17 protein-coding genes are annotated in these 24,637 nt (G+C 50.6%); 5 read left to right on the top strand and 12 right to left on the bottom strand.

The window, feature by feature from the left end:
* The first annotated feature begins 57 nt into the window (after positions 1-57).
* Positions 58-633 carry a peptide deformylase gene (gene def / locus H5P27_RS08050; protein ID WP_185659880.1) on the top strand — a complete coding sequence of 192 codons (576 nt, stop codon included), beginning with the start codon at positions 58-60 and terminating at the stop codon, positions 631-633.
* Positions 634-683: 50 nt separating this feature from the next.
* Here def and H5P27_RS08045 read toward each other — a convergent pair whose 3' ends face one another.
* From H5P27_RS08045 to H5P27_RS08030, 4 genes are all read right to left on the bottom strand, one after another.
* Positions 684-2,171 (bottom strand): PhoH family protein, encoded by a 1,488-nt coding sequence (locus H5P27_RS08045; RefSeq protein ID WP_185659879.1) that lies wholly within the window; start codon positions 2,169-2,171, stop codon positions 684-686.
* A 215-nt stretch (positions 2,172-2,386) separates the two neighbouring features.
* On the bottom strand, positions 2,387-2,824 hold the full coding sequence (locus H5P27_RS08040) for a hypothetical protein (RefSeq protein ID WP_185659878.1): 438 nt from the start codon (positions 2,822-2,824) through the stop codon (positions 2,387-2,389).
* A gap of 177 nt (positions 2,825-3,001) precedes the next feature.
* Positions 3,002-3,484, bottom strand: a complete 483-nt coding sequence (locus H5P27_RS08035) for a hypothetical protein (protein ID WP_185659877.1) — start codon at positions 3,482-3,484, stop codon at positions 3,002-3,004.
* Positions 3,485-3,558: 74 nt separating this feature from the next.
* The gene (locus tag H5P27_RS08030) at positions 3,559-7,557 is read right to left on the bottom strand and encodes a hypothetical protein (protein ID WP_185659876.1); all 3,999 of its coding nucleotides are present in this window, start codon (positions 7,555-7,557) and stop codon (positions 3,559-3,561) included.
* A 131-nt stretch (positions 7,558-7,688) separates the two neighbouring features.
* Between H5P27_RS08030 and H5P27_RS08025 the strand changes: the two genes are divergently transcribed.
* Positions 7,689-7,892: a SlyX family protein gene (locus tag H5P27_RS08025; protein WP_185659875.1), complete on the top strand. Its 204-nt coding sequence runs from the start codon at positions 7,689-7,691 to the stop codon at positions 7,890-7,892.
* A gap of 80 nt (positions 7,893-7,972) precedes the next feature.
* Complete coding sequence (locus tag H5P27_RS08020; protein ID WP_185659874.1) at positions 7,973-10,588, top strand: glycosyltransferase; 2,616 nt, start codon at positions 7,973-7,975, stop codon at positions 10,586-10,588.
* On the opposite strand, the gene H5P27_RS08015 is transcribed toward H5P27_RS08020, so the two are convergent.
* Positions 10,580-11,284 (bottom strand): glycosyltransferase family 2 protein, encoded by a 705-nt coding sequence (locus H5P27_RS08015; protein ID WP_185659873.1) that lies wholly within the window; start codon positions 11,282-11,284, stop codon positions 10,580-10,582. The genes H5P27_RS08020 and H5P27_RS08015 overlap by 9 nt on opposite strands.
* A gap of 144 nt (positions 11,285-11,428) precedes the next feature.
* On the opposite strand from H5P27_RS08015, the gene H5P27_RS08010 reads away from it, so the two are divergent.
* Both H5P27_RS08010 and H5P27_RS08005 read left to right on the top strand, forming a co-directional pair.
* On the top strand, positions 11,429-14,302 hold the full coding sequence (locus tag H5P27_RS08010; protein ID WP_185659872.1) for a glycosyltransferase: 2,874 nt from the start codon (positions 11,429-11,431) through the stop codon (positions 14,300-14,302).
* Between the two features lie 68 nt (positions 14,303-14,370).
* A complete protein-coding gene (locus H5P27_RS08005; RefSeq protein ID WP_185659871.1) occupies positions 14,371-15,048 on the top strand; it encodes a class I SAM-dependent methyltransferase in 678 nt (225 codons plus the stop codon).
* Between the two features lie 4 nt (positions 15,049-15,052).
* Here the strand turns inward: H5P27_RS08005 and H5P27_RS08000 are convergent, their stop codons facing one another.
* From H5P27_RS08000 to H5P27_RS07970, 7 genes are all read right to left on the bottom strand, one after another.
* On the bottom strand, positions 15,053-16,147 hold the full coding sequence (locus H5P27_RS08000) for an acyltransferase family protein (RefSeq protein WP_246462559.1): 1,095 nt from the start codon (positions 16,145-16,147) through the stop codon (positions 15,053-15,055).
* A gap of 19 nt (positions 16,148-16,166) precedes the next feature.
* Positions 16,167-16,907 carry a methyltransferase domain-containing protein gene (locus H5P27_RS07995; protein WP_185659869.1) on the bottom strand — a complete coding sequence of 247 codons (741 nt, stop codon included), beginning with the start codon at positions 16,905-16,907 and terminating at the stop codon, positions 16,167-16,169.
* 83 nt (positions 16,908-16,990) lie between these two features.
* A complete protein-coding gene (locus tag H5P27_RS07990; protein ID WP_185659868.1) occupies positions 16,991-17,641 on the bottom strand; it encodes a sulfotransferase domain-containing protein in 651 nt (216 codons plus the stop codon).
* 95 nt (positions 17,642-17,736) lie between these two features.
* On the bottom strand, positions 17,737-19,479 hold the full coding sequence (locus H5P27_RS07985) for a fibronectin type III domain-containing protein (RefSeq protein WP_185659867.1): 1,743 nt from the start codon (positions 19,477-19,479) through the stop codon (positions 17,737-17,739).
* On the bottom strand, positions 19,476-20,492 hold the full coding sequence (locus tag H5P27_RS07980) for a TIGR02597 family protein (protein WP_185659866.1): 1,017 nt from the start codon (positions 20,490-20,492) through the stop codon (positions 19,476-19,478). The genes H5P27_RS07985 and H5P27_RS07980 overlap by 4 nt, the downstream gene beginning before the upstream one ends.
* 186 nt (positions 20,493-20,678) lie before the next feature.
* Positions 20,679-23,594 carry a preprotein translocase subunit SecA gene (gene secA, locus H5P27_RS07975; protein ID WP_185659865.1) on the bottom strand — a complete coding sequence of 972 codons (2,916 nt, stop codon included), beginning with the start codon at positions 23,592-23,594 and terminating at the stop codon, positions 20,679-20,681.
* 94 nt (positions 23,595-23,688) lie between these two features.
* Positions 23,689-24,621, bottom strand: a complete 933-nt coding sequence (locus H5P27_RS07970; protein ID WP_185659864.1) for a UDP-glucuronic acid decarboxylase family protein — start codon at positions 24,619-24,621, stop codon at positions 23,689-23,691.
* Positions 24,622-24,637 lie beyond the last annotated feature (16 nt).

Genomic DNA, 24,637 nt, shown 5'->3' with positions numbered 1-24,637 from the left:
AGAAAGAAATTGATCTAGATTTGGCCTAAGTGTTGGTTAGGTCAAAAACGAAGACCCATGCTGCTACAAATAGTTCAATACGGAGAAAAGGTATTACACCAAAAAGGCGAGCCCGTCACTGAGTTCGATGAAGAGCTTCGCGACCTTTTCGAGAATATGGTGGATACCATGTATGAAGCAGAGGGCATCGGTCTAGCCGCGCAACAGGTCGGTTTGGCCCTCCAATTCTGCGTCGTAGACCTGAAAGGCTGCGATCCGGATTTCGAATACACTTTCGACGGGGCAAAGCCGCCACTTGATTTGTTCATGCCGATCGGCATGTGCAATCCCAAGGTTGAAGTCCTAGACCCTAAAGAAGAATCCTACGAGGAAGGCTGCCTCTCCTTTCCCGACATCCGGGCAGATGTCGAAAGGCCGGAAAAAATTCGCTGCGAGTACCAAGACATCAATGGCAACCCGCATGTAATCGAGGCTGATGGACTTTTCGGACGCTGTATCCAACACGAAGTCGACCACCTCAACGGCATTCTTTTTACCGACAGGATGCGAAAGCGAGTTCTCAAAAAGATCCAGCTACCCATAAACCAGCTGAAAGCGAAGACCTTGCAACGGCTAAAAAAGGCCAAGCGTTAGGACACAAAAAAGCGAGCTCCCCATCGGAAGCTCGCTGCAAATAAATTTAGCTAAAGGAGATCGGCGGCCAACTCTGCGAGCAGGGAGCGCTCCCCCTTGGTCAGCATTACGTGTGCGGCGATCGCCTGCCCCTTCATTCTGTTGGAACAGTACACAAGGCCATTGCTGCGAGAGTCGACATAAGGATTATCGATCTGAGCTGGATCTCCAATCAGTACGATCTTCGAGCCTTCAGAAATGCGAGTGATAACTGTCTTAACTTCGTGAGGAGTTAGCTGCTGCGCCTCATCCAAGATGAAGAAGCGATGGGAGATCGAACGTCCGCGAATGAAACAGAGAGCCTCGATCTCTACAATTCCGCTTTCCAGGAGCTTTTCGTAGGGCTTCTGCGGCCCTTTGCCCGGAGTCGCTTCATCCTTCTCCTTAACCTTTCGGCGCTGGCGCTTATTTTCAAATTGCGGGTCGCGAGGTTCCTTGGTCGGAATCAAAACTTCCAGGGCATCGTAATAAGGCTGAAGCCAAGGATTCATCTTTTCTTCCAAGGTACCCGGCAGGAAACCAATCTCCTTACCGACTCCTATCACTGGACGCGAAATAGAAACCCCATCATACTTACAATCAGACGATGATACGGTCTGGTGGATCGCACAAACGGTTGAAAGCAAGGTCTTACCCGTACCCGCCTTGCCATAACAAGTGATAAGGGAAATCGTGTCGTCCAACAACGCATCCATAAAGAAACGCTGCTCTAGATTGCGAGGTCGAATCGGAACACCTCCCGGAGCTTTAACATACTCTGGAAGTATTAATTTCCTCAATACACCGTCTCCGTAGTGGCGGGCCGGCATTGTCTTTCCTTCTTCGGAAACGAGCAATACATACTCATTTACAAAAAGGCTTTTGCCTACTTCTTCAGAAAGCTCAAACTCTCCTTCCGATGCAAATCGCTGTAGTTCGTATTTCGATACGTCAATTTTTCGGTAAGACTTGAAGCGAGGCTCCTCGGGAGCTTTGTCGTTAAGGTAATCTTCCGATTCCAAGCCAACCGCTCGAGCCTTCAACTGAACATTGACGTCTTTCGAGACGAGAATGGTAGGCGGCGGCAGATTCTCCTGCACAAACAGCGCAGCCGCGATGATCCGATTATCCTTCTTCTCAAAGTCTAGTAAACTCTGGAAACGTTTGTAGTGGGCGGGTACTTCAGTCGAGTCACTTTGGAGGTATTTGTTTATGACAACTGAAAGTGTACCACCGGTATCTAATTTGACGCCTTCGGCCATAGATCGAGAATCCGGCAAGAGCTCCCTTAATAATCGATGGACTCGTCGAGCGTTTCGTCCTCGCTCGGAGCTCTGCTCCATCTTGATAGAATCCAGTTCCTCCAATACCTCTATGGGGATAACTAGATTGTTGTCGTCGAATTTGAAGATGCAATGCGGATCGTGAATCAAGACGTTTGTATCCAAAACATACGTCTTAGTACGACTCGCGTTCGTTTTGCGCGTCTTCAGTTTGGAAGAACCGGAAGGTGATCCCATGTAGCAGTTAAATTAATACAGATCGTGGGGTTGTCCACTAATTATTGCGTTACGATTGAAATTCGAAACGCCCTAAAAGTGGAAGTATGCCTCGAATCTTTTGGGCTACCGGAGCTTTCAAAGTTTCGTTGAACATACCGGGATCAGTCCAAGCATGGACCATGCCGACTCCGGTAAAAAACATGGCAACCCGAGTTTCTGACTATTAGAAAGCCTCACTGAACGCCGTTCGTAAAATACGATGCGTAATCGCTGCCATCCGCCGCTCCAAAATTAGCCCGACGGATTTCGACCTTGAGGTAAAACTCGCTTACTTCCCCGTTCTCTTTTCGAAAGACCGGTATTTCGGCAAGGCCCGGCACAAGCGGTATTCCCGAAACGACGGCATCCTCGTCATCGTAGGAGATGACACATGCTGAAGACCTCTCCTTCAACTTGTTGCGATTCACTCCTACGAATCCATCAACCGTTTCCCTTAGGTCGATGCGAAATCGCTCTCCGACGCGGGTTTGCAAAACTGGCTCAACGGACAGCTGTCCAAGCTCACCCGAGCCCCTTTTATCCAAGCCATCCGCAAGTGCCGTGGCCGCGCTAAAACTAAGCACGAAACGGAACAGATGGCGTGATAAACTTTTGAGCACTTTGCAGGTCATAACTTGAAGGCAAAACGCTGAAAACCACCGCTCTCCCTGCTCCATTAAATCGGACAGACCAGCTAGAGGTTGAGCCGGGGCTTTCAATGATACGGGACAATAGCCAAGACCTCCACCTTCCTGATCAGCTTCACCTACGAAGCCACGGGCATGAAACTGAATGCCCCGCAGAGTCGTCTACCTATTGTCTACGACGCACCCCTCTTGGCCCTCGAATCCGTATTGCTCCAACATTTCGGCAGTCAATCCGACCAAGCTTTCATTTCCCTCGTTACTGCCACCAAAATCTGAGCAACATTGAATGTAACCCAACATGCTTGAGGGACTTGCGGTTCTCGAACTCTGCTGAACGTGATCCTGTAATAGCTCGAAGGCACGCACCCAAGAATCGTAGTCAAAACTGGATTGGTCGACTAGCTCGCGAAGTGAGCGCTCAAAAGCGTTCACATTCGAGCCATGAGAAACGAGCAAACCAGACAGCGCCTCTAAATGACGCGGGCTACCAAAAGCGGTAATTAAACGGTTCGCCGTGGCGGGCTCTGCTCCGGCCGTATCAAGCTTGCGAGCAACTCCTTGCCAAATCAGGTTCAGAGACACAATGGTTCCGCACTTTCGCGCAATGGCAGAAGCCACTAAGTCTTCGGATCGAGATTCGCTCATGGAAATAGGGAACATGGCCCTTCAGCCCCATCGAGAGCGACCTAATTCTCCTAATTTCCGACAACTCGGCTGAGCTACATACTCCGAGTTAAACGGAAAGAAAGGTCCCGCGTGTCCCCCTCCAATCGGAAGCCATCAGCTCGCAGCTTCATTTGGGAGACACTCTGTGGCTCAAAAAACTTCGCATCAGAAGCGACACTTGCCGGCTCGTCGATCGAGACAGTCCGCAAGCTCAAGTAACCTTGCTCTTTACCACTCAAGGTTTCTTCGAAATCCAGACTCCCCACAAAATACTTGGCTCGCTCGCTCTCATCTTCGTCCATGCGGAGGACCCCTTTCACAAACTCGCCCTGATCTCGCACCTCAGTGATGACGAGTCGAACATCGCGAGATTCCTGAGCATCCACGCCTAGAATCGCCACTCCTTTGAAAAATGCCCCCTCCGAGAAGGCCATGCGAACTCGCTCTCTCTGACGGTCATTCTCCCGCTTCAATGCCAATCGTCCATCCTCCGCTTCCCTTTCGAGCCTCTCGATGCGGGCGATGTAGTTCTGCGAACTCTCGCGATATTCCTCCAAGGCCTGGGCGAATTCACGTGACTCGATGTCGTAGGCTTTCTCTCCGTAAGCATACCTTGGCTTTCCTTCCGGCCAAACGAGATCGCCTCCATAGCCGCTGACCTTAACCTTGGAGAGCTTCCAATCCTCGTGCTCCGTCTCACGACTGAGCCCATAGGTCACTTTCAAAGGGAGCACCTCGTCTTTGTTAGCGGAAACTTCCAGCAAAGTGTACCAAGGTTTGTCTGGATAATAACCTATCTCATCCGGGAAATTATCATTCGCCACACCGAGGGCTCTCATCAACGGATTTTCATCGAACCCGTATCGAGCCGCCATCTCCGATTCGAGTACTGGTTTATATAGATTTTCGCGCAGTCGAGCGCCGACGACAGCGTGAAGCCGAATCTCATGCTCCGACACCTGACGCACTTCGCTCTCCACCCATTGCATTCGGTAGAGTCCGTTTTCGTCAAATTCGCTCAAGGCGTGTTTGGCTATGGTTTCAATCTCATGCACCAACGCAGAGCCGTCCAAATCCCTTCCTTCGTAATATTCTATAATCTGTTGCTTCCAGACCGCTAGTACTCCGGCTAGGCCAACAAGTACGAGTCCGGCAGCTACCATCATCGAATGGGTAACTCGCCAGAGCAGGCTCGGCTTCGGCATCTCAACCACTTCCGCGGCAGGCTTTTCCTCCGTCGATTCCGCTGCTTCTTCTTGCTCTCCATCTTCGGCGACCGGCTTCTCTTCTGCTTCGGTATCCCCTTCCTCCTCTTCATCTTCGGGACGTTCGAGCCCTTCTAGATTATCAAGGTCGTCCTGGAAATCATCCAGAGATATTTCAGAATCGAAAGGATCCTGCAAACCGTCCTCCCCTTCACTTGAAGACTCTGCGACAACCTCCGTTGCCTCAGATTCCTCAGCGTCATCCTCCGCAGGCTCGTCATCAATAATCTCGACAGGAGCTGGAGGCGGTGCGGGAAGATCCCCAGCCCGATCAGCCACGTTGCCAGCAGTCGTTTCACCCGAAGTTTCCTCGTCCTCCGATTCCTCTTCCGTCGCTTCGGCCATCATCGCTGCTGGATCCGGCAAAGAAACAACTTCTTCATCATCATCCTCGATGACGGCGCTCGCACTGTCTGCGTCTTCCATCAAAGCAGAAGGATCAGGCATAGCGACCACTTCTTCCTCATCATCCTCAATGACAGCGGTCGATTCCGTTGCATCGTCCATCAATGAGGACGGTTCCGGCATCGAAACAATCTCTTCCTCGTCATCCTCTACTTCTGAAATCATAGACTCCGGAGAAGGGAGATCGACAACTTCTTCATCGTCCTCCAGCTCCTCCAGCAACGCGTTGGCGCCATCGATCGGCTTTTCGGAATCTCCATCCAACAAGCCGCCTGCCTTCTTCAGCAGCTCTTCGGCAGACAGAACGGCCTCTTCAACTCCCTTCTCGGCGGCTTCATTTTCAGCCTCCACTTCCTCCTGCGGCTGGGGAATTTCTGGAGCTGGCAAATCTACGATCTCCTCGTCTTCATCCTCATCTAGAATTTCCAGATTCGGAGCTTCTTCGGGCTGCTCTTCATCTACAACCTCAGGGGCATCGCTCGCGTCCGAGGCAGAGTCCTCGTCGAGTGAAGCTGCCAATTCCTCGGGGCTGGGCAGGCTAACTACCTCCTCCTCTTCCGATTCATCTTCCTCCTCTTCTGACTCTTCCGCCACCGCAGCGATCAAATCGGAAATATCTTCCTCATCCTCCCGCGAAGCAGAATCCAATTCGGTTTCCAGTTCTTCCTCGTCTGAATTTTCATCGTCCAAGATTTCCAAACCAGCAGGGACATCTTCAATTATCTCAGATCCCTCAGCCTCGGTAGGGATCGAAGGCACCTCCTCCTCGGATTCCTCCTCGATCATAGCCGCTTCGACCAATTCCGAGATGTCTACTTCTTCCTCATCCTCTGAAAGTTCTTCTGGCTCAGCATCAGACTGGGATTCGACTTCTAATTCCTCTGAAATTTCGACCTCTTCATCCGCTGTATCCGACAAATCTGCATCGGGAAGAATATCGTCCAAAGCACTCTCCGGAGATTCCTCATCTTCAACCTCCTCAGAAATCGAGTCGATCAGATCAGAAATGTCCTCTTCATCCTCCATGAAGTCGATTTCGCGAGAATCTGCGTCAGACTCTATGGTTTTCTCTTCTGTCACAGAGGACTGGATCTCTTCTTCATTCTCCGATTGGGAATCGCCTTGCTCGGTGTCTTCCTCCTCCGAATCCGCTTCGATCAATTCCGAGATAGATTCCACCGGCATCTCTTCGGAAGCAGACGGTGATTCATCGAGTGATTCTGAAATTTCACTAGGCGGAAGTTCATCTGTAACCTCCTCGACTATTTCAGGTTCCGGTTCCTCTTCATCCTGATTGACCACCTCATCTGGAATCGAATCCGCGGGATCTTCATTGGCATCGATTAAGACCTTTTCAAATCCCTCTGATGGAATCGGATCATCCAAAGATTCGGCCAAGGGTGTCTCCTCGACACTCTTCGGCTCATCAGTTTCCCCCATTTCTTGCGACTGGGTTGCTTGCTCTTGAGGCAGTACGGGCTCTGGATCGGCAGGAATCTCGACATCCGAAATTGGCTTTTCAATTTCCGGAGTCGGATCTTGGGAAATAGGGTTTGCCGCTTCTTCAGTCTCAGGGGGACCACTCTTTTGCGGACCTCGAGAACTCTCCTCAGGCTCTTGCGGACGGGACTCTGGAACGGCGTCGCTGATGGGCTTAGGTGTCGGTGGCTCCTCTGCACTCGCTCGTACGGGCTCCGTAGAAATGTCTACTTCGCTCTGCAAATCTGGCGAAGTCTCAGCAACAGGCTCATCTGGCTCTGGGTCCGCAGGAATTTCAAAATCAACGGGAGGACTTGGGAACGATGGCTGCCCTGCGGACGGTTCACTATCCTCAGCACTCGGGTCTACGGATTGACCGAGGGAATCATCCGGATCTTCCATCCTCAGCATTTCCCCAGCGGAAGCTGATTCGGATGCGGCATCTTCATCGAGCTCTACATATCCGCCCGCTTCGAAATCTTCGACCTCATCCATCAAGTCATCGATCACGTCCTCGAAACTCAGGGCACCGGAGTCATCATCGATCTCGGCGAAGACGTCTGCTCCCAGATCATCTGCACCTAAAGCTCGACTGCTCGGCTTTTCCGATTCTATCCGCGAAACAGGACCGTCTTCCGAACCCGAATCTGCCTCAGGAGGCGATCCTTCAGCACCGGGAACCTCACTTTCTTTGGCAGATTGTGGAGCTGTTTCACTTACCTCCCCGGCAGGCATTTCATCAATAGCAAAACCTGCAAACTCCTCGTTATCAGCAACATCTTGATCGTCTACCTTCTTAGACACAGGCACATTTTCTCCCCTCTTGGAACTGGAGGCTTCGCTGCCCTCCACTTCCAAGTCCGATATGTCGAACTCGAAGTCTGGAGAATCCGATTGAGTCATTTGCTAATTTCCCGGAAAAGCGGACAGAGCACTTTGCCAAGGCCGCTAAACCTTTAATCGACCGATTTTCAGCCCATATTAAGGCTAATCTTGCGCACCCGCCCTGAGCCTCCAATCTCTAGCCCTTCACCATGAGCGAGTTATCAATCCAGGAACTTCAAATCAAACAGACCTTTCTCGAACGACACATCGAGGAGCAAGACAAGGTAATCTATGAAATGCAGTCCGATATCGAAAGACTGAGGAGCCAGATCAAAAAGCTAATCGAACGAACCGAATCTCTCAGCGCATCGTCGGGCGACATGCCGGCCAACGAGAGACCTCCTCACTATTGATCACCCTATCGCCCCCAAAGGACGCCTCTTTCCAAAAACTCTTGAGCGAGATCGCATAAAACAAAAGCGATCTGCCCCATATGGACGTCTCATTTATAATACCGGTCTACAACCAGCTCGAACACACAAAAGAATGCCTGCGGAGCCTGCAGGATACAGTCGGCGATCTGGAATACGAAATAATCCTAGTCGACGACTTTAGCTCTGAGGAGACAGAAACCGGACTCAAGGAACTGGCTAACGAGCGTGTAAAGATAATCCGCAACGCCTGCAACATGGGCTACGCCTACTCCAATAACATCGGAGCGCTAAACGCCAAAGGTGCATTGCTCTTCCTGCTCAACAACGATCTCGTCCTGTTGGAGGGTTGGTTCGAGCCCATGAGAAAGGCGTTCTCAAAATTGAAACGGGTCGGACTAGTCGGAAATGTGCAACTGAGCTTCGCCACCGGTGAAATAGATCATGCTGGAGTATTCGTAGCCACCGACACCACCATCGAGCACAAGCGTGCTGCCAATAAAGGCCTTTTCCGATCCCCTGCCTACACACGCGTTCACATGATCACCGCAGCGTGCTGTGCGATTCCACGCTCCTTGTTCATGGAAGTCGGAGGATTCGACGAGGCCTTTTTAAATGGAGGAGAAGACATCGACCTTTGCTTCCGAGTCAGAGCACTTGGCTACCATATTTCAGTAGCAAACAAGAGCGTGGTTAAACACCACGTCAGCGCCACCCGCTCAGGCAAAAACCTGAATACAGAAATCAACTCACGATTGCTCCAGAGAAAATGGAGCACGCTCTTGGCCCGCCACGCGGCCTCAGGTTGGCCTGACGAGTATCTGGCCAATTGCTTAAAATCGCAAAGTTGGGCCACCGTGAATTCCAAACTTCTCAAAGACGCCCTCGCCCGATTTTTGATGTTGAAAAAGGGTCCCGCGCCAACGGCCTTAACTATCGCCGAATGCGAGATGGAACGCAAAGAGCGCCATTGGCGATCCATATTGGACGGTTGGTCCGACGAACGAATTAAATCTGAAGAACGCAAAATGCACGCCTCTCCCCTCAACGATAGCTACCAATTCAATGGCTTATACCCTTCCGAAGACCGAGCCGGAGTCTGGATCAGAGAGAAGGCACAACTCGAACTGCCTCGAGGCATGCTCATCTCGTCAATCAGCGTAAGCGGTAACATCTATACCGCAGACCCAATTTTGAAGGAGGAACAGGGCACCCTCGGCTTGGCAATCACGGTAAATGGTAGTGCCACCAAAACCTTCTTCCCAATCGAAACCGGCCTCTTTTCCATCGAATTCCCCACCCCTCCTGTGAAAGCGAGTGAAATCGCGACCATAGAACTAACCTTGCTCGGAACCAGTCGCGCCAACACCTATGCCTATCTCGGACGAAAGCTGGCCAAGAACGCCCTCGTCCCAAAACCCATCCGAGAGCGCTTGGGAAGCTACCGCCCCCAAAAGCTAAATAGACGACTCTGTATAGAAGGCTTGCAGGTTAATGGCGAGGACGTCTTCAACTTCGCCCTAGACCCGACCAACCCCCTCAATACTGACTATGCAATCCGTCACGCCAACCTCGGCATAAACCTAGTCGGCTGGTACAAAGCTCAATTAGGGATTGGCGAATCCGTCCGACTTGCCGCCAAGGCTGTCAAAGCGATCAACATCCCACATGCTATCGTGCCTTTGCGGGTCAACTGCCTAGCGGCACAGGGCGACTCCAGTCTCGACGACCAATTTACGGATGAGAATCCCTACCCAGTTAACGTATTCCACATCGACGCTCCACAGAGTGCCGACATCGACCATCATCACGGCCCGGCCTTCCGTAAAGGAAAACGCAATATCGCCTATTGGGCTTGGGAGCTTCCCGAGTTTCCCGATCGCTGGATAAAGTACTTCCGCTACTTCGACGAAATCTGGACCCCTTCAAACTTCGTGAGGGATGCGATCGCCATGAAATCCCCCGTTCCAGTCGTCACCATGCCTCACTGCATCGACTTCGATCTTCCGGGTAAAGACTGGCGAGCCGAACTCGGATTACCCGAAAAGCAATTCCTTTTCTGTTTCGCCTACGACCTGAACAGCTATCAGGAACGCAAAAATCCGAGAGCGATTATCGAGGCATACCGCCAAGCATTCGCAGGCAAAGACACAGGAGAAAAGGTCGGACTGGTCATCAAAATCCATTCCACCGAGAACAACAAAAAACAATACGAACAGCTTCTGGAGCTGCTGGACGGATTGCCCAACTGTCATTTGATCGACCGCACTTTGTCCCGCGAAGCCACCTACGGGCTAATGAAAGCTTGCGACTGCTACGTGTCGCTCCATCGGGCAGAAGGCTTCGGCTTGACCGTCGCGGAGAGCATGTATCTCGGCAAACCGGTAATCTCGACCAATTGGTCCGCCACCTCCGAATTCGTGAACTCCCAAAATGGTTGCCCGGTCAATTTCAAGTTGATCAAGCTAACCCAAGATTTCGGCCCATACGAGAAAGGGCAGCTCTGGGCAGACCCAGATCCGTCTCATGCGGCGGAGTACATGAAGCGGTTGGTTTCCGAACCTGGTTACGCGCAGCAACTCGGAGAGAACGCGCAACGCACCATAAAAGAACTCTACTCGCCTGAGCGCATAGCGGGACTGTACCGAAATCGCCTGAGAGCCCTAGCCCTATGGTAGGAAGATGCTGCGGAGTCCGTATTTCGTGATAACATAGAGGGCTCGTAGGCCATCCATGGCTCCGATCTTTTTCCCTTCCTCGTAGGTTCTCCGATTGTAAGTGATCGGCACATCTAGAAAGGAGACACCTAAGTCAGCGATCTTGGCAGTCATCTCTGGCTCGATGCCAAAGCGAAGCTCCTCCAGTTCGATGCTCTGTATCAGCGGAGTTGGGAACATCTTATAGCAAGTTTCCATGTCCGTGATTCTAAGTCCCGTGAAAAAATTCGAATAATGGGTCAGGGCTCTGTTCACGGCACGATGCCAAGTCGGGGTTACATCAAAGGCTTCACCCTTGGGAAATCTCGTACCATAAATGACGTCCGCCTCTCCGGCGAGAATGGCAGCCAGAAGCTTGGGCAACTCTTTCGGATCATACTCCAGATCCGCGTCCTGGATAACTACATAGTCTCCTTTAGCAGCCTCAAATCCCGTTCTTATCGCTCCGCCCTTTCCTTTGTTGGAGTCGTGAAAAACAACTACATCGATTCGGCTCGCCAATTTGTCCTTGATCAAATCCCTCGTACCATCGGTTGAGCAGTCATCCACCACGATGAGCTGATAATCCTGCAATCCACAATTCTCAACGGAGTCGAGAACCTGCTCTAGAGTACCAAACTCGTTGAAGACTGGGATGATAATGGACAACGTGGGCATTTGAAGCGAATGCACGAATAGAAGGCTCTCTTGTCAACGCCTTCCCATCCGGAATTCTAGTCCCAAAGCCTCTCCTTTTTAGTTGGACAAACTTTTAACCAATAAGGAGAACCACCCTCTTGGTGGCCGCCGCCAACTAGACTCGTGAATATCCTATTCGTAAACTACGGAGACTACTCCACAAACAGCCTCAATCACGTAGCGCCTTTCGCCAACCATCTTACGCTGCGAGGGCACCATTGCATCGTAGCGGTACCGAACAACCGAAGCAGCTTTCAGAAACTGGAGAAAGCCATTTTTCAATTGGGAACTTTTCGTGAGATCCTAAACTTGAACAGCCACTTCCCCAATGGGAAACCAGCGGACATAATCCACGCTTGGACTCCTAGAATCAACGTAGCGTCATTCGTTTCCCAATACCAGTCGAGGTATGGCACTAGTCAGAAACTCGTAGTTCACATGGAAGACCACGAGGCTGCTATCCTCGAAAGCTTTTACGGTAGGCCCTTTGATCAACTCGCAGACCAAGAAGAATCACCTATTCCTCAAGGGTGGGAACCTATGCTATCGCACCCTAGGCAATTCGTTGAATTCCTCACCTATGCCGATGCGCATACGGCGGTTATCAATACTCTATTCGAACTAATGCCGGTCGAGAAACCCCGTTTAGAGCTTTTGCCGGGCATCGATTTCAAATCACTAGACAACCATAAAGGTAACTTTTTGGATCCAAAATCTCGCTACAATTTAAAAGAAAACGAGGACTACATCCTCTACTCCGGAGGGATTAGCAGCAGTAACCTTGGTGATGTTGCAGCGCTCTACGACGCCGTTCACATAATTCGTGCCCAAGGACATCCTCTTAGGGTACTCAAAACAGGGCCCAACTCACCTGCATTACATGACGCCTGCCAATATCCGTTTGACGAATACGTCACAGATTTAGGCTTTCTCCCCAAACGAGAACTCCAAGCCCTACTTGAGCTATCCACGGTCTTGATACAGCCGGGAGAATCCAGTTTATTCAATGATTATAGGCTTCCTAGCAAACTCCCTGAGTTTCTAGCATCAGGAAAACCAGTCATAACAGGAAAAACGAACCTAGGACTTCGCCTCGTTCATAAAAAGGAAGCATACCTAATCGAAAGATCGACTCCAGAGGACATTGCGAGGGCTTACCTAGAGTTACTGAACAATAAGGAATCCCAAAAAACGATCGGAGCCAACGGCCAACAATTCGCCAAGCAAAACTTCGATCTGGCAACAAATGGGGACAGGCTTCTTTCATTCTATGAATCGCTGTATTCGGAAATCGATACATCGGAACCTCGAGAAAAATTTTCTCACGGGCCGATTAATGCGATCGAAATAGCAGAAAGCTCAAAAGCCAATAGACGCCAGGGCTCTCTCCTGCGTAAAATCGTTAATCGCCTGCTTACAAAACGACGGCCGCTTTTTTTATCCAACTCAAACGCTTACCAAATAGATATCAAGGAACCGGTTCGAAGCACTCCGCAAACCAAGCCACAGGAAATTAACTACGAACACTATCTGGCATGGGAAAAGGAGCAACAAGAGAGCTTTCGACAAAACCTCCCAGTTTTATCGAAGTCATTTAGCAGTGGGCCAATCCTCTCACTCATCTTGCCAGTATATAATCCTGACATTGCTTTGCTGAGGAAGGCGATCGATTCGGTCAAAGAACAGAGCTACCCTAACTGGGAACTCTGTATAGCGGATGACTTCTCGAGCGACCCCGAGGTCAGGTCATTGCTCAAATCTCTCGCCAACGAAGATAGCCGAATAAAAATCGTATTCAGGAAGAGCAACGGCCATATCTCAGCTGCCTCGAACTCAGCCTTGGAACTTGCAGATGGAGATTTAATCGGCTTCATCGACCAAGACGATATGCTCGCCGATCATGCGTTGGCTAAAGTAGCTCTTGCGCTACAATCATCTGAAGGCACAGAAATCGTCTACTCTAACGAGGACAAAATCGATTTAGATGGAAAGCGAAGCTCCCCCTATTTCAAGCCGGACTGGGACTCAGAGTTCTTTGCCTGCCAGAATTTCATCGGTCATCTTTGCTTTATTCGATCCAGCCTACTCAAGGAGGTAGGCAGATTCGACGAGAGCCTTTCGGGGTCTCAAGATTGGGACCTATTACTGAGGGCGACTCGGCTTTGCGACCCTCGGGCAATTCTACACCTCCCCGAAGTACTTTACCACTGGAGGATGACTCCCGCGTCTACCGCCACCAGCGCGGACAACAAGAGCTACGCCTTTCAAGCAGCAAAACAAGCCCTCCAAGGACATATCGACCGATTGGGATACCCCTGCGAGATAAAAGAGCATGAGGGAATCTACTTGTACCCTTTTTTCAATACATCGCCTTCACGAGAGGTCACGGTTCTATTCGAGACGCAGCAAGCTTCTTTCCACCCCCAAAACATAACAATTTGCGACCAGATAACGGCAAGACTTCAGTCCCACACCACAAGCGACTCGGCACACCCGGGCAAAGCTAGAAACGAAAATATCCAAATAGCGGAGACAGAGCTTGTGTGTATTTTTAGGGAAGGATTTTCTCCCCTAGACCCGAATTGGCTGAAAGACCTAACGAGTCAAATCAACCGAATGGATGTCGCAGCGGTAGCCCCCAAGATTCTCGACAACGAATCACACGTGCTCAGCTGCGGCTTCAGCAAAATCGGCGAAGATTCGCGTAGAGCTGAATTTATAGGGATACCAAAGGACGCAGACGGTTACTATCACCAGGCGTTGCTCCCCAGAACTGTAGACGGTCTATCCAGCGAGTGCCTCGTGTTTCGGAAATCTGCCTACTTGGAAGTTGGCGGATTCTCCGAGGAGTTAGAATCCTTGGATTCAATCGATTTAGACTTCTGCCAAAAACTAGCCAACGTAGGTTACCGTACAGTAATTTGTCCGCAAATCCATATTGAAGCTAACGGAAAGGCAATCTCTCGTATTGAATTTGCAGGATTCGAAAAGCACTAAACCTAGCACCTGCCTACATTCAAAACTCGCTCCAAAACCTTAAGTTACTTTTACTCCCTTAATATCAAATGGAATTAAGCGACCGCTCAAACTACAAAAAAACGTGGGAAGACCTCTCACAAGACTTCGAAACTGCTCAGCACTACGTCGCCGGCCACAACGACGAGACAGAATTCGAACGTTCCGCTCAGGTGACTCTTGGAGTCCTCAGAGAGACGGTTGGCGTAAAAGACAGCGACGACTTTCTGGAGATCGGATGCGGCGTGGGCAGAGTTGGCAAAGTACTATCTCCTATCGTCAAAAGCTGGACCGGTTCAGATATATCTTCGGGTATGGTAAAACAAGCAGGCTCTTACCTTGAGGCCTGCGACAATGTTTCCCTAGTCCACCTCGAACGCTCAAGCCTAAGCCAATTCCAAGATGAATCCTTCGACGTCGTTTACTGTACTGTCGTCTTCATGCATCTACTAGAATGGGACCGCTACCGCTACGTATCCGAAGCTTTGAGAATCTTGAAACCTGGGGGTAGAATCTACTTCGACAATGTCGACATTCGCTCCGACCACGGCTGGAAAGTATTTACCGATGGATACAATATTCCAGTGGAAAAACGACCGGCTCAAATCAGCATGGTTTCTTCCGCAGATGAACTGCTCACCTACGGGGAGAAGGCTGGATTCGAAAACTGCCGCATACACAGGTGGGGCGGTGCTTGGGTGGCTTTGGTGGCAAACAAACCTGAATAAGCCTCTAGATGATTTTCTTGAGAATCCGGTGAAACAGGATCTGGAGAGGCTTCTCTACATACATGTAGGAGCTAAGTCCAATGGCTAAACAGATAGCTAGGCCGGCAGAAAATTGCAGATCAAGATTCACATTTTCAAGTATGTGGCCCGGCCGGTTTAACCAGGCGAATACAATGATAGCGATGGTATGGGTCAAATAGATGGAGTAAGAAGCATCACCCAAGACTTTTGTAATTTTTGGCAATTTAACTGCAGCTCCACCTTTCCAAAACAACGTCACACCGAATAATATAGCTAGAGGCATAGCATAGCTGATAATTCGATCTCCCCACCCTTCATAAGGCTGAGTTTGGAAGTAAACCCACCAGGCGAGAGCTACGGCCGAAAGAATTAAACAAACTAGCGTACCAAGTTTAGGACTACGCTTCAGATACAGCCATCCAAGCCCCATTCCGATTATAAACTCCAAAAGGATGCTGTCCGACAACATCCAGTTTACCGCTCGAGGCAGTACATCCGTCCAAACAGCAAATAGATGAAAAGCTACCAAGACTAAGCTGGTTCCTATCACCTTAACCCCTGTGGACCGGCCAATAAAAACGGCAAAGATGGCGTAAAAGAGAAGCTCATACATCAACGTCCAGCCTTGGTCCAAAAATCGGGGAAAAATCGAATTCGATACTTCGTTATAGGTGGGATAAAGCCCCATAGTCCTGACAAAGCCCATTAATTCAAAATCGAGTCTGTGATCCCTAGGAAGCAGAATCGTCAAAGTAAGCATCATCACACCGCTATAGATCCAGTACGGCGGATAGATCCGTAGCCCACGTTTCAACAAGAAAAGTCGTCTCCCCGTGTTTCTGCCAGCTTCGCTTATGTAAATCATAATAAAGCCACTGATGACAAAAAAGACATCCACCCCCATTTCGAAAAAGGAAAGGTCGGGTAAGGAGCCGAGTAAAAACGGGCGATCTTTCGAGTGGGAAATGTAATTGTATCTAAGATACAAGTGAACGACCACTACACAAGTCGCAGCGAACGCTCGCCAAACTTGGATACCATCAAGTCGAGCGCTAGGATTGGATTGCTCAGTAACCATTTAAAGACTCTGGAATCCGTCAGTTTCCAGCCGCATTTGGGCGAAAACGGCTCGTTAGGCGTGTCCAGAAACTTGGCTTACCTTTCTTCCAAATCGAAAAGTACTCAAACTTAGTATCGTCACCAAACAGTTCGACAATCGGCTCTGCAACTACGCCAAATGATTTGAGGGATCTTTTCAGAAATTCTACAAATGCATCGGTATCCCAAACATGGACATGTTCTCGCCTACGGTAAACTAGGTCCAACAAGTCCTCCAGCTCTTGCCCAGTCTTCTTGTCTCCATCCGGCAATACCTTTACGATAAAGTCCATGTAATGACTGTTATCTGGCCGTATCTCGCGGCGCTGATAATCAAGAAGCAGATGATCGTAGCTGGTAACGTCACGCTTGCTGTCGTACGTGAATCGTTTGTCTGGAGCAGATAGCACCACCAATCCGCCAGGCTTAGTTACGTAAAACAGATCTTCCACAAACGCCATTGGGTTTGCCAAGTGCTCAATCACATGATTCGCGATTACGAAATCCATGCTTTCATGGCCTAACTTCCGAATGTCACGGCTGTCAGCATCCCCTACGACATCCACGGGTACGATCAGCTCCGGATCCAATTCGTCGAATAGCTTGATGGATTCTTCTCTCGTTCGTACGTCGAAAAACAAACGCTCGCATTCATCAGGCACCGGGGCTGGTTCATGCAGAGCTCCGATCTCGATCCCACGTCCTTTCAGTATGGAGTAGTGCGGATTTCGATGCTTCACGACAACATGTGAAGCGACATCGAATAGGTTTGGTCAAGTCGCAATTTCCGAGAGCGAAAGAACTGGTATGGCTATCGTGAAAGCTAACGAAAACAACTCTGAGAGTAAGAACGCATATACTCGTAGGCTTCTACTTCGTCTCGTAATAACCTTTCGAGTTCGATCCGTTCACCATCTCTAACTCTGGGTTTTTGACGGTTCTCGTTCGTGACTACTACATCAATCTGATTCCAACCAAACCGTCTCGATAGAAAGTCAAGGCCCACATCAAATTCCTCAACCACCCCGACAAAATCAAAAGATTCAATCGCTAAGTCCCCAAAGAACGCCTCCCGCTCCCCTATCATATAGTCCTCCCTGCAGAACTCCCTGAGACTGGGACGGTCGCTTAAAAAGCGGTCGTGACAAGGATTTCCGTGAGGAGCGAGTGTTTGCCAAAAGTAATAATAGGAGATTATCCGGTCTACTGGATTTCGAATCCAAGTAATGAGCTTAGCGTTGGGACACTGAGACTTCATGCTTTGACTAGCTGGAAAATGTCCATGTATCGCTCTAACTCCTCTCCGGTTGATTTTTAAGCCGTCTCCGTTCCAAATCGCCGTCGTAGTTGGGCCACCATACAAACACTCTAGTCCGCTCCCGTATTGCTGTTCTAAAATCAATCGAAAGCTTGTTCCCGCGGTTTTGGGTATGTGGACCGAGAGCAGATCAATCTCTGGGTAAGATTCAGGCATGAGCTAGGAAAATGGTTTTAATTGTATCTTCCCATAAAAATGGGCCCGCTTCACAAGAGAAGCGAGCCCAGGAAATGTAGAATCGATTAGTTCGACTATTCAGCCGGAACTTCGAAGATAGCGATCTGAGCAACGCCCGTTTCGCCATCCACACCATCCATAATGGCTTGGTAGATTCCCGGCTCGACGGTCAACAGCATTGCAGAGTCTGCAGATCCTTCCGTCAGGCGAGGCAGACCTACCGCATCCGATGCAGCATGAATCTCTGCAACCGTTGCTGAATTGTCCGTACCCCAGTCATCGTTGGTCGCAACAACTTCCCAAGCTCCACTAACCAATTTGTAAAAAGTTACTGTTGGGTTGTCCAAAACCACTTCAGAATTGAAGGCATCCGTTTCAGACAAGTCACGCAACCAAGGCCCTTGGCCTCTGATCAAAAGAGTCATCGGGACTTGGCCTACGATGTTAACCGAGCTTCTGAAGTTCTCGAATCCCGTGCCCACAAAACTACGTGAAGCCACACCTGTTAAGCGTGTTTCAGGAACCGTTTCTTCAAGATAATTGACATCGTAAATACCAACTACAGCAACCCCTTCACTTCCGAGTGGGTCGTAAACTGGAGCAGTATAACCGCCAGCAATTTCCTTGACCATCGCCAAGAACGCTGAGTCCCCGGATTCTGGATAGTTGTACATCGGATACGCACCATAATCCACCATCACGCTTTCGATCAGCTCAGGATCCTCGTAGAGGTCCCAATCGTCGTTTCCGTCGATGAGTCGATCATCCGCATCTGCTGGCTGAATACCATAGTACAAATCAAGGGCAGTATCCGTAGGGATCGTCTTATCTGTGCTTACGTAACCTGAGTCATGGAGACTTGGCCCGATCGCCTGCAGCAAAACAGCGAGGTCTTCAGAACCAGTAACCGATAGATCGATAGTCCGCTTGTAAACACCTGTCATCATCTTAGCACGGCTATCGAATGCGATGATTCTTGAACGTACGGCTTCTACCGCCTGAGCAACACCAGTTGCAGTAGAGTATCCACTTACCGCAAGCAAACGATAATCATAAGTCGTACCGGGGATGATATTATAGTCATCCGTGTAGCTGGATGCTCCGGACTCCGTTACTCCAACCGTGACCCATTCATCTGAAGTCGAGCTCTTACGCTGAACCAAAAAGCCACCGGTTGACGCTGAGCCGTCCGTCCAACTGACTTGAATAGTGGAGCCCGTGGCATTTAAGGTTATGGCGGTCGGAGCGGTAACAGTCGGAATCGCTTGGCCTACTGCGTAAGCTGCCTTACCGATGCTGTCAGGAACCTCGCCCGCAAATACGAGCTTACTCGCTGAAGCTGTGAAGAGCTTCAAACTGTGGAGGAGAACACCTTCCTTCGGCATCACCCAGCTATGTCCGCTAACGAGGGATTCTTCAGCCGTGAAAAAACCATAGGGTTCGTCCGCCGCAGGGGTCTGATTCGAATCGGAAAGACCTGGAAACCAGATCAAAGCGAGAGGATCGCCTTCATCCCAATCGGCCGCATAATCAATACCGCCTCCGACTAGTGTGATGTCAGTGGTTCCGGGTCCGACTTGGCTAAGATCCCAAGAGGTTACGATTTGGTCGTCGCCTGAAACGATCGTACCCGCCGCCGGAGATTGAAAACCATCATTGTTGCTGTCGACGACCAGTACCAAAAGTCCGGTGCTGGATAGTTCGCTGCCAGCCGAATCAGATAGGGCTTCGATATCGAGAGAAAACGATACTTTAGCGCCAAACGCAGTGCCAACCAATGAACCTGCGAGGAGAGTTGTTAATGCTATCTTTCTCATTGTGCTAGGCTCCATTCGTTAACCCAATATCCTCCGTCAGCACCAGCGGCCTTACGGACCGCGATACCTTGCCCTGCTCCGATAATAGTGGATCCCACATCTGAGCCGTCTCCACCTTCAAGTTGCCACTTGCTGTCGGCATACAAATAAACTGAGGGCTCCTTGTCTAAACCGAGCAGTCCAGAACTAGACATCGGATAAACCAAAAGTCTGTCATCCGTTCCCAAAAGGCTTTCCAGCTGAAGATCGCTGATCGCCATCCCCAACGGGCGCTCCATCGCTACAAAATTGTCCACGACGTCAGAAGACGAAACGAGCGGGATCGCGATCGGCCCATATTCGACTTCCCCGAAAAAGAAATAATCCAAGTCGGAGTAGCTGTTATTTCTCACCACGAAGGCCACACCAGGTTCGATGACCACCGAATCAACGGCTTCGGCGAGTGGTGTTCCCACTTCGCGCCAAGCGGCGTTGTAAAAGTAAAAAATGCGGTTCGCCGCTAGGCCACCACCCAAAGAGGCAAGCTCAGGCAGTACCACTTCAATCTCACGAAGGCCGGGTTCGTCCTCCTCGTTGTAACCTACACCCTCGGGAAACAAAGTGCCCAGGGTCCAATGCTCGCGGATTGTTACGGATGCTCCGTTCAGGTCGGAAATATCAGACTCGTCTACGGTAACTGAAGAAGCCGTGTTCGAAACGATGTTCAGGCGATGTCCCTTTAAGGTGCCGTCTTCTACATAAAGATAATGGGTTGCGCCTGAGCTCGGAGCATCAAACTCGCCAGCAGTGAGGCTGCTAGACGAGAGAGTAGCAACTGAACCGCTCACGGATGAAACGGTTCCTCCCGCTGCTTTTTCTCGCTTAAAAGGAAGGGCAACCATGACGTCCGATTGGCTAGGGACCTCGATCGATACTGCTCCGATGGTGGCGGAGTAAACCTCCTGAGCATGTAAGGAGCAGAACGGGGTCGCAAGCAATGCCAAGGCGGTCGTCTGGAATAAATATTTAGACACCTTGTTTTTCATATATTTTGAGTCTGGGTAAGAGGGATACGAAACAGTACGACGCTAGTAAGGACTCCGGATGCATCAAGAGCCAATTTATCTGAAATTTGTGAATCGTATCGAGAAAGCATATAGCGTTTTCGTCCAAAAGACTAAACGACTCCAGTAAACGTGTCTTTAGGGCAAATTGGAGAACTACCTACCGCAACACTGCTTAAACTTCTTACCGCTGCCGCAGGGGCATGGATCGTTCCGACCTGCCTTGGGTAGACTGCGCTTCACAGCCACCTTAGGCAGTTTGACCTCACTCCCTTGGGACTTCTTGGAACCAGACAAAGTCGGACCGGAAGTTTCGGATCCTCCGCCTTGGGCGACCGCTTTTCTGGCCAACATATTCTTCACGTTTTCAATAGCGACCAGATTGGTTGCGGTGCGGAAAAGTCGGGTGCAAACTTGGGCTCGCACGTTGTTCATCAATTCTTCGAAATAGACGTAAGCCTCGTTCTTGTATTCGTTGAGCGGGTCCTTCTGACCGTAGCTTCTCAAGCCTACGTTGCGACGCAAGTCCTCCATCTCAGTGAGATGCTCCTGCCAACGGGAGTCGATCGAACTCAACAGGATGTAACGCTCCAGATGTTCGAGTGCGGCTTCGTTCTCTGCTGTCTTTTTGATCCGGTAGGCTTCCTTGAGAGCATTCAGGATGTACTCGGACTGCTCTTCCAACGATTTGCCTGCGATATCTTCTTCCGTCAAGCCGATCGGGAAATGGGTATTGGCCCAGCTGACAAAGCCAGCCCAGTCCCCATCTGCATCCTGTAGACGGATTTGAACCTCTTCCTCCACTAGTTCGAGCACCGTTTCAAGAGGTGTGTCGCTTTGCAGCGCGTCGTTACGCAGACTGTAGATGATTTCACGTTGCTTGTTGAGTACGTCATCGTACTGCAGCAAACGCTTGCGGACTGAATAATTGCTGCCCTCGACCTTCTTTTGCGCCGTCTCGATCGAACGGTTGAGCAAACTGTGCTCGAGCGGCTCGCCCTCCTCCATCGAACCATGCAAGATCTTGGCCATGAATCCGGAATTGGCGAAAAGACGCATGAGGTCGTCTTCGAGAGAAATGTAGAATTTCGAGCGGCCTGGGTCACCCTGACGGGAACAGCGTCCACGGAGCTGACGGTCGATACGGCGAGATTCGTGACGCTCCGTTCCGATAACCAGGAGGCCTCCGATCTCTTTCACGCCTTCGCCCAACTTGATATCGGTACCACGGCCCGCCATGTTGGTTGCGATGGTAACAGCTCCTTTAATGCCTGCTCGAGCGACGATATCCGCTTCCTGCTGGTGGAATTTCGCGTTCAAGACGTTGTGCGGCACATTTTTGCGACGTAGCATTCTGCCCACAAGCTCCGAGGCTTCGACGGAGACAGTACCCACGAGGACCGGCTGTCCCTTCTTGTGGGCCGCGACGACTTCATCAACCACCGCGTTGTACTTTTCGCGGCGCGACTTGTAGATCACGTCGTTGTCATCCACTCGGATGCAGGGGCGATTGGTCGGAATAACCGCAACTCCGAGCTTATAGATATCGTGAAACTCTGTAGCTTCGGTTTCCGCGGTACCGGTCATTCCCGCCAACTTGTCGTACATGCGGAAGTAGTTCTGAATCGTAACCGTAGCGAAAGTCCGGGTCTCACGCTCGATTGTTACGTTCTCCTTGGCTTCTACCGCTTGATGAAGCCCATCGCCCCAACGACGGCCTGCCATAACGCGGCCCGTGTTCTCGTCCACGATCACGACTTTGCCCTCTTGCACCACGTACTCGACGTCCTTCTCGTAAAGGGCAAAAGCACGAAGCAGCTGACTGATTGCGTGGATGTCCTCGCCCACTATCTCCAACGCTTCCTGCTCCTTGAGCTTGATGGCGTCCTTTTCCTCATCGCTCAGCGAAGTATCCTTGTCGAGATCGCTGAAACGCGTGGCCAAGTCCGGCAAGACGAACGCATCGGGATTGTCCGGGCGCAAAGTCTTACGTCCCTTTTCCGTCAAATCCGCCTGCCGCTGCTTTTCGTCGATGACGTAGAAGAGCTCTTCCTTAAGGGCGAAGAGCTTTTCCTTGTTCATATCGCTGTGCATCTCGAGGTCGGTCTTGTCGAGAAGCTTGCGGAATTCTCCGCTCTCGATAATGCGAAGCAGTTGCTTGTTCTTCGGCATGCCCAGTTTTACCTGCAACATCTTGAGGCCGACTTCCCAATTATCCCGGTCTTCCTTTTCGAGGTCAGCCTTAACTTCCGCGATCAGGTTGTTGCAGAACTTGTTTTGGGCACTGACTAAACTTTCGATCGCTCCCTTGAGCCTGGTATATGGCTGTTCGCGCTGAATCGGAGCTGGACCGGAAATGATAAGCGGGGTACGCGCCTCGTCGACGAGGATAGAGTCAACTTCGTCGATGATGACAAAATAGTGATCACGCTGCACCTGCTCTTCCACACTGTGAGCCATGCCATTGTCGCGGAGGTAATCGAAACCGAACTCAGACGCGGTTCCGTAAGTCACATCGCAATTGTACATCTCCCGCTTCATGTGCGGGGGCATCTGGTTTTTGATGCAACCGACCTTGAGGCCGAGGTATTTGAGCAAATGCCCCATCCACTCAGAGTCACGCTGGGCTAGGTATTCATTGACCGTGACCAGCTGTACGTTGCGGCCAGCCAACGCGTTAAGGTAGATTGGCAAGGTGGAAACGAGTGTCTTACCTTCACCCGTCGCCATTTCCGCGATACGTCCCTGGTGCAGGGCCATTCCGCCAATAAGCTGCACGTCGTAATGCACCATGTCCCAATGCTGCTCCCGTCCGCACACCATTTCAGAAGTCCCAACGAGACGGCGAGCGGCGTTTTTAACCGTCGCAAAGGCTTCCGGAAGAAGGTCGTCTAAGGTCTCCCCTGCTTCGAGACGTTCCTTAAATTTGCCAGTGTTCGCCTTGAGTTCCTCATCCGAGAGAGACTGGTACGAGGTTTCAAACTCGTTGATTTTGGCGACAACTGGTTCGCAGGACTTGAGCCACTTCTTGTTGGAGCGACCGGCGAATTTCTTGAAAAATGAAGATAGCATTAGAGCTTGGGTAAAATAAAAGGCCTGTCCGCTAGAGAAAAGCGGGCAGGCTTGCAATGAAAACGTTCGGAACAGCGCTCCGAGTGCGGGTCAGTTAAAGCCCCAGATCCTTTCGGAAATACTCGATAGTGGCGGCGAGCCCCTCCTTCAAGTCGACCTTAGGAGCCCAATCGAGTTCCTTTTTAGCAACTGATATATCGGGCTGGCGCTGCTTGGGATCGTCCGATGGTAGCTCAAGGTGCACTAACTTGGACTTGGACCCAACCAGTTCCAGAACCGCTTCCGCCAGCTCAAGCATGGTGAACTCACCGGGATTTCCAATATTCACCGGACCGGTGATCTTATCCTGATTCATAAGCCGGACAAAGCCTTCGATCAAATCGCTGTAATAGCAAAAGGACCGGGTCTGGGAGCCATCTCCATAAACGGTTAGATCCTCCCCCTTCAGCGCTTGCACGATGAAATTCGAAACGACCCGGCCGTCATTGGCTAGCATGCGTGGCCCGTAAGTGTTGAAGATTCGCACGATGCGGATATCAACTCCGTTTTGACGGTGATAGTCGAAAAAGAGAGTCTCGGCGCAACGTTTGCCTTCGTCGTAGCAAGACCGGATTCCGATCGGATTCACATTCCCCCAATACGCTTCGGTCTGAGGATGCTGGTCCGGGTCACCATAAACTTCAGAAGTCGAAGCCTGGAAAACGCGAGCGTTCAGTCGCTTGGCCAGTCCGAGGCAATTGATCGCCCCCATGACGGAGGTCTTGATCGTCTTGATGGCGTTATACTGGTAATGAGGCGGCGACGCCGGGCAGGCCAAATTGTAGATCTGGTCCACTTCAAACTTGAAAGGATCGATCACATCGTGGCGAACGAACTCAAAATATGGATTATCCAAAAGATGGACGATGTTCTTCTTACGTCCCGTAAAAAGGTTATCGAGGCAAACGACCTCATGGCCTTCGGAAAGAAGCCTTTCGCACAGATGGCTTCCCAAAAATCCGGCTCCGCCGGTTACAAGTACTCTCATAGGATTCAAGGTTTAC

This window comes from Pelagicoccus albus (assembly GCF_014230145.1).
GTDB lineage: Bacteria > Verrucomicrobiota > Verrucomicrobiia > Opitutales > Opitutaceae > Pelagicoccus > Pelagicoccus albus.
This window is presented reverse-complemented; position numbering and strand designations above follow the sequence as displayed.